3 protein-coding genes and 1 pseudogene are annotated in these 6,593 nt (G+C 53.1%); 3 read left to right on the forward strand and 1 reads right to left on the reverse strand.

Annotated elements, in window-relative coordinates; all coding sequences use genetic code 11:
* The first annotated feature begins 224 nt into the window (after positions 1–224).
* Genes Q1K24_RS08595 through Q1K24_RS08605 form a run of 3 tightly spaced genes read left to right on the forward strand, consistent with a single transcriptional unit; the run spans position 225 to position 6,327 of the window.
* Positions 225–3,173, forward strand: coding sequence for an HNH endonuclease (locus Q1K24_RS08595; protein ID WP_300368905.1), 2,949 nt, complete (start codon positions 225–227; stop codon positions 3,171–3,173).
* Between the two features lie 38 nt (positions 3,174–3,211).
* Positions 3,212–4,141: a DUF2231 domain-containing protein gene (locus Q1K24_RS08600; RefSeq protein WP_300368908.1), complete on the forward strand. Its 930-nt coding sequence runs from the start codon at positions 3,212–3,214 to the stop codon at positions 4,139–4,141.
* Positions 4,141–6,327: an IGHMBP2 family helicase gene (locus Q1K24_RS08605; protein WP_300368911.1), complete on the forward strand. Its 2,187-nt coding sequence runs from the start codon at positions 4,141–4,143 to the stop codon at positions 6,325–6,327. Before Q1K24_RS08600 ends, Q1K24_RS08605 begins: the two co-directional genes overlap by 1 nt.
* Positions 6,328–6,350: 23 nt before the next feature.
* Here the strand turns inward: Q1K24_RS08605 and Q1K24_RS08610 are convergent.
* A pseudogene (locus tag Q1K24_RS08610) lies at positions 6,351–6,593 on the reverse strand (histidine kinase); the annotation flags it as partial.

Below are 6,593 nucleotides of genomic sequence, written 5' to 3' on the forward strand. Positions count from 1 at the left end.
ACGCAGGCGTGGCCAAAGCCACGTCAAGAAGAACCAACAAAGAGAGGGGGCAAAATCGCTCCGCCCGTGGGGTGGCAAGGAAAAGATACGCTGACTTCGTTAAAAATACTCGATGCAGCTTTGGCTGCACCTTGCGCTTTTTGCCTTGTCATCATATCTTTTCTTTGCCATTCCCACCTAGGGGGATTTTTGAGATGGATTCTGGATACGGAAGGTGACACAGGGTGCAGATCGAGGCGATCAACGAGCTTTTGAACGACAAGAAACGGCTTTTGACCGATATCTATTTCGAACTTCAAAAAATATTTGAAGAGAAGTATGGGGCCGATACCGTCGTCGTGATGGAAGTGGGTACGTTTTTCGAAGTCTATGAGGTCAACAACGAGACACTCAAGATCGGCAAAGCCAAAGAGATCGCCGAGTTGCTCAATATTCAACTGACCCGCAAAAACAAAAACATTCTCGAAAACTCGGTCGCGAATCCGTTGATGGCCGGATGGCCATCCGTTTCCCTCGACCGCTATCTCGCACGTCTCGTGCAGAGCAAAAAATATACGATCGTGTTGGTACGGCAAAAAGGAGTACCGCCCAACGTCCGGCGCTACATCGGCAACATTCTGTCGCCGGGAACCAATTTCGACTATCTCGTGGAACCGACTGAAAACTATCTCGTATCGCTGATTGTCGATATCAACAACGGTATCTACTCGTGCGGTTACAGCGCGATCGATGTCAGTACGGGCAAGACTTTTCTGAACGAGATCCACGGTACGCGGGAAGACAAAACCTATGCGCTCGACGAAGTCTTCAATATGCTGCAGAGCTACAGCACGTCCGAACTTCTGTTGACCCTCAACGACAGTTCGATCGATGCCGAATGGATTGTCCGCTATCTCGAGATCGAAGGGCACATCAGTTCTACGATCGGCAAAACACGCCACAAAATCGCCTATCAGAATGAACTGTTCGCCAATGTTTACGGCATCCGTTCCTTTCTCAGTCCCATTGAATATCTCGACCTGGAGCGCTATCCCTACGCCTCCGAATCGCTCTCCCTGCTGATCGACTTCATCATCGAGCACGATGCCGCACTGATCGAAAAGATGAACAGGCCCATTTTCCTGGGCGGGCAGCATTTTGTCTATCTCGGCAACAACGCGCTCGAACAGCTCAATATCATCAGCCGCGATCCCGACGAGATGACACTGCTCAAACTGATCGATCTGACCTCCACCGCCATCGGAAAACGCCTTTTCAAAGAGCGCCTGCTCAACCCGATCTGCGACGAGAAGGAGCTGCGCCGCCGTTACGACCTGGCCGAAAAGGTGGCCGACCATACGCAGAATTTCTCCAATACACTCAAAGAGGTCTACGATCTCGAACGGATTCTTCGCCGGATCAAGCTGGGCAAGCTCCACCCGTTTGAAATCGTCTATCTGCACGATTCGCTCAAGGCACTCGAACAGCTGGTCTGGGAGGCCAAAGGGATCGGCATCGATGTCGAAGAGGATCTTCGGGTGCAGATCGAAGGGTTCGTCGCCGAACTCGAAAAGACCTTCGTGCTCGAAGAGTGCGGCAAATATCGGCGCGATCAGATCGAGAGCAACATCTTTCAGCCGGGTATCAATCTTTTCGTCGACCAGATTGTCGAGGAGAATATGAGACAGCTCGAAAAACTCGAAGCGGTTCGTCTGCATATCGAAAACTTTTTCGATCGGGGTGACAACGATACCGAATATGTCAGCATCGGATGGCTGGAGAGCGAAGGCTATTTTCTCAATGTCACACGTACCCGTTTCGGAATGATCGAAAAGAATCTGATGGAGAGTTTCCTGCTTCTGGACGGCAACCACTACTTCCTCCGTGATTTTCAGTACAAAAAGCTGAAAAACAGTGTCAAGATCACATCGGGGCTGATCGACGAGATTTCCAAAGTGATCATGGCCAACCAGGCGCGTGTCGTGGCGCTGATCAAGCAGAGTTACGTCGAATCGCTCGAACTGCTGGAAAAACGGTATGCTCAGCTTCTGGAACATATTATCGCCTTTGTCGGCCGTTTCGATGTCGCGATTGCGACTGCCCGGGCGGCGCAGCAGTACAACTACGTCCGGCCCGAGATTTTGATAAAAAAAGAGGAGGAGCGGACACTCGAATTCGTCGGTCTGCGCCATCCGCTGATCGAGTCGCGCGAAGAGAACGGCATTTATATTCCCAACGATCTGTTGATGGGCGACCTTCCGGAACATCTCGAGCACGATCATGTGACGCTGGAGGCGAACGACGGGAAACCGGTAGGCGGTGTTCTGCTCTATGGCATCAACTCCAGCGGCAAGAGCTCGCTGATGAAGAGTGTCGGGATGGCGGTCATCATGGCGCAGGCGGGTTTTTTCGTTCCGGCTGCCTCGATGCGCTTCCATCTCTTCGACAAACTTTTTACGCGTATCGTCAGTAAAGACAACCTCTACAAAGGTCTCAGCACATTCGCGATCGAGATGATGGAGCTCAAAAACATCTTCAATCGGGCGGGCAGGGGGTCGCTGGTTCTGGGTGACGAGATCAGCCATGGGACGGAGACGGAATCGGCGCTGGCGATTGTCGCGAGTGCCGTGAAACGGCTGCACGATCTCGGTACGCTCTTTATCGTCGCGACACATCTTCACAAACTCACTCTTCTCAAGACGGTCAGTGAACTGGAGGGAGTGATTTTCCTCCATCTTGGGGTCGAATACGATGAATCGGAAGATGCGCTGATCTACAACCGCAAGTTGATGCCGGGATCCGGCAGTACCCTCTATGGATTGGAGTTCGCGAAATCGCTTCATATGGACAGATCGTTCATCGAAACGGCGTATGCCATTCGCGAATCGCTGGGAGATGCGAGCAACGCCTTGAAAGAGCTCAAGAAAAAGAAGCGCAGCCGCTACCACAAAGATCTCTATCTCAGCACCTGTGCACTGTGCGGTGCTCCGGTGGAGGAGGTACACCATATCGCTCCCCGGTCGGATGCGGATGCGGAGGGGCGTATAGGCCATTTCCATCAGAACCACCGCTACAATCTGATTCCGTTATGCAAGAAACATCACAAACTTGTCCATGAAGGCAGAGTGATCATTCAGGGATTTGTGATGACAGATGCCGGTTTACAGTTGCGCTACAGTGAAAATGATGTATAATCTTTGCTACTAATACATACACTGAAGAAGGAGAGCCTATGAGCCTGCCCGCCATCGACATACCGATCCAACTGCCGTTTGAAGTGCCTTTGCTGATTCACCCTGTTTTCGTCCATTTCGCTGTTGCGATTCCGGTTATCGTACTACTGATCGAACTGGTCAACATGAAAGCGAGAAATCGAGCGGTAAGTGTCACATCACTCTTTTTGCTCACGCTTGTCATGCTGGTTTATGTAGGGGTCTATTTCACAGGAAAGGCGGATGGTTCGGAAGCGTTCGCCCTTCTCTCCGCGGAAGCGAAAGAGGAGTTGAGCGCCCATAAGTTGCTTGGAACCTATCTGGTATATGCAACGGCGGTTCTGTTCGTATTCAAGATTCTCGCGATGCTCATCAAAAAGAGCAATTGGGCGAGAGATCTCTTCCTCGTTTTTCTGCTTATCTTTATCGGCCTGACATTCAAGCAGGGAAAAGATGGCGGCGAACTGGTCTATGAGTATGGTGTCAATGTCAAGGCAGTAACCCAGCTGCAGGACAAGATCGATGAGATGGAGGATCTGGAAAAAGCTGAAGAATCCGCTCCCGCGGAAGAGTCCGCCGTTCCGGCCGAACCGCAGGAAGCGGTACCGGCAGAGGGTGAGGCACACGAAGCTCCTGCAGCGACCGGGCATGAGAGTGCCCCGGCCGAAGAGACACACGAAGCGGTCCCCGCGGCGGAATCACATGAAGCGGCTCCCGCTGCGGAGAGCGTAGAAGAGGCGGCGCACGAAGCGGTCCAGGAAGCTGCAGAAGCGGTAGAAGAGAAAGCCGAAGAGGCGACCGAAGCCGCACAGGAAGCTGCGCATGAAGCGGAAGAGGCGGCCCACGAAGCGACCGAAGCGGCCAATGAGGCCACCGAAGCCGCCACTGAAGCGGTCGAGCATACTGCGCCTGCAGATTCTTCCGAGCACGAAGCGCCCGCCGGACACTGATGGCGTCCAAACGGCCGCTTCCATTCGTCCTGCCCGCCTATCTTGACGATCGGCGGCGGTTGACACAGCTGCGACGTTATAAAATCAAACCCTCCAATATCGCCCGCATCTACGAAGGAGACGGGTGGTTTCTCTATATTCCCACGAAAAAGAGCTATTTCAAACTTCCCAAAGAGATGATTCCAAGCCGTGAGCTTGAACACCGTATCAAAACAATTCACGATTACATCGAAGAGTACAAGGCGCTGATCGATGTCGAGCGGCGTGCCGAAATGGATGCACAGATACGCGAAATCCGTTCCATCAGTGGCAAGGAGAGGGAAATGTACGGGCGCGCGCTGCTCGGGTTGAGAGGACGAGGCAGCGGCCGTAAATTCGACCTTTATCTTTTACGATTCAGCCGTGACCGTATTATCGAAACGGAGATCGGAAACGGCGACATCGTTCTGGTGAGCCGGGGCGAACCGCTCAAAAGCGATCTGACCGCGACGGTAATGCAGGTGGCAAAGAATTTTGTCGAAGTCGCCTTTTCGCAAAAGCCGCCGCCATGGGTCAAGGAGAGTGGCATCCGGCTCGATCTCTATGTCAACGATGTGACTTTCAAACGGATGGAAACCAATCTCGAAACGATGCGCCATCTGGAAGCTCCGCTCGACAGAGTGCGGGATATCGTGCTGGGTCTGGCAAAACCGGTACAGGCGAAAACAGAGATGTTCCAACCAAAAAATGAAAAATTGAACGGAACACAGAGAGAGGCGATCGGCAGGGCGCTGGATGCCAAAGAGGTTGCATTGATACATGGCCCGCCCGGAACCGGTAAGACGACGGCGGTCGTCGAAGCGATTCTCCGGTTCGTCGAAAAAGGGAAAAAAGTTCTCGCATCGGCCGATTCGAACATTGCGGTTGACAATATGCTGGAAAAACTGGCGGAGACCGATGGACTCGATATGGTACGGATCGGGCATCCGGCACGGATCGGAGAAAAACTCGAATCCTTTTCGCTTTTTGCGCGGATCGAACGGGATGAAAGAAGCCGAAAAGTCAAAACGATGCTCGAAGAGGCCCAGAAACTGGTCGAAGCGAGAAACCAGTACAGCAAGCCGACACCGGCGAGACTCAGAGGGATGTCGAAAGAGCGTGTCAAAACGCTGGCTGCGACGGGTCGTGCCTACAGAGGGGTGGATGTCAGGACGATCCAGTCGATGGCGCAGTGGATCAGGGAGGATGAAAAGGTCGAACGGTTCTACCGGGCCATCCGCGAACTCGAAGCCGCCATTGTAAGGGACATTATTGCGCAGGCGGATGTCGTCCTCTCGACCAACGGGATGGTCGGGTCGGATACGCTCGAGGGGTTTCTCTTCGATATCGCAGTCATCGACGAGGCGAGCCAGCAGATGGAGCCTTCGACACTCATGCCGATGATGCGTGCCCGCAAAGCCGTTCTCGCCGGAGACCACAAGCAGCTGCCGCCAACGGTGATCAGTCGTCTCGATGTATTGAAACACTCTCTTTTCGAGCGGTTGATGGAACGGGGTGATACTCCCTCTACGATGTTGAGGGTTCAGTACCGAATGAATCACACGATTATGGATTTTCCAAATCGGTTGATGTACGAAGGTGCATTGGAAGCAGATGCATCGGTTGCACAGAGGCGTCTGGCGATAACCAACATTCCGGCATCCGGACTGCCTGGCCGGCTGCTCGATCCCAAACTACCCGTGATTTTTGCCGACACGTCGGGCATCGATGCCGACGAATGGCTCCAGGAGCGTTCGACCTCCTACGAAAATCCGGTCGAAGCGGAGTGGATTTTGGATATCGTCAAAACATTGTCTCTGGGGGGAGTCTCCCTGGATGAGATCGGTATCATCACACCCTACCTGGCGCAGGTCAAACGGATACGACAGATGTTGGAGACCGATGATCTGCTCTGCGAAGTCAAAAGCGTCGACGGTTTTCAGGGGCGGGAGAAGGAGGTGATCCTGATCTCGTTCGTCCGCTCCAACCTGGCCCGCGAAATCGGTTTCGTCAAAGACCGAAGACGCCTCAATGTCGCCATGACCCGTGCGAAAACGAAGCTGATCATGATCGGGGATATGGAGACGCTGAAAGCGAACGACCCGTTCGATGCGTTGTATGTATGGCTAAAAACAGAAGGTCTTCTTCTGCCCCTTCCCTCTGAGTGATAAAGATTCGCTCAACGCGAATCTCAATAAAAGCGGTGAATCTCTTCCAACAGATTGTCGAACGTCACATCCTCGCCCGCTTCGGCAAGCACTTCGTTGAGGTATTTCTCGCTCGCTTCCATGCCGCCCTCTTTTTCGAGCTCCACCAGCTTTTTGTAGAGGGGGTCGAGCACATCCTTGACATGTTTGGAGACTGCCTTGCGGTAGGCACGATAGCCGGTTATCTCTTTGGTATTGATGTCGCGGATGATCTCGAAGTGGGTGAA

It is taken from the genome of Hydrogenimonas sp. (assembly GCF_029932565.1).
Classification (GTDB): domain Bacteria; phylum Campylobacterota; class Campylobacteria; order Campylobacterales; family Hydrogenimonadaceae; genus Hydrogenimonas.

Coding starts and splice junctions, on each gene's coding strand:
- Q1K24_RS08605 (WP_300368911.1), top strand. CDS start 4,141: ATGGCGTCCAAACGGCCGCTTCCATTCGTCCTGCCCGCCTATCTTGAC.
- Q1K24_RS08600 (WP_300368908.1), top strand. CDS start 3,212: ATGAGCCTGCCCGCCATCGACATACCGATCCAACTGCCGTTTGAAGTG.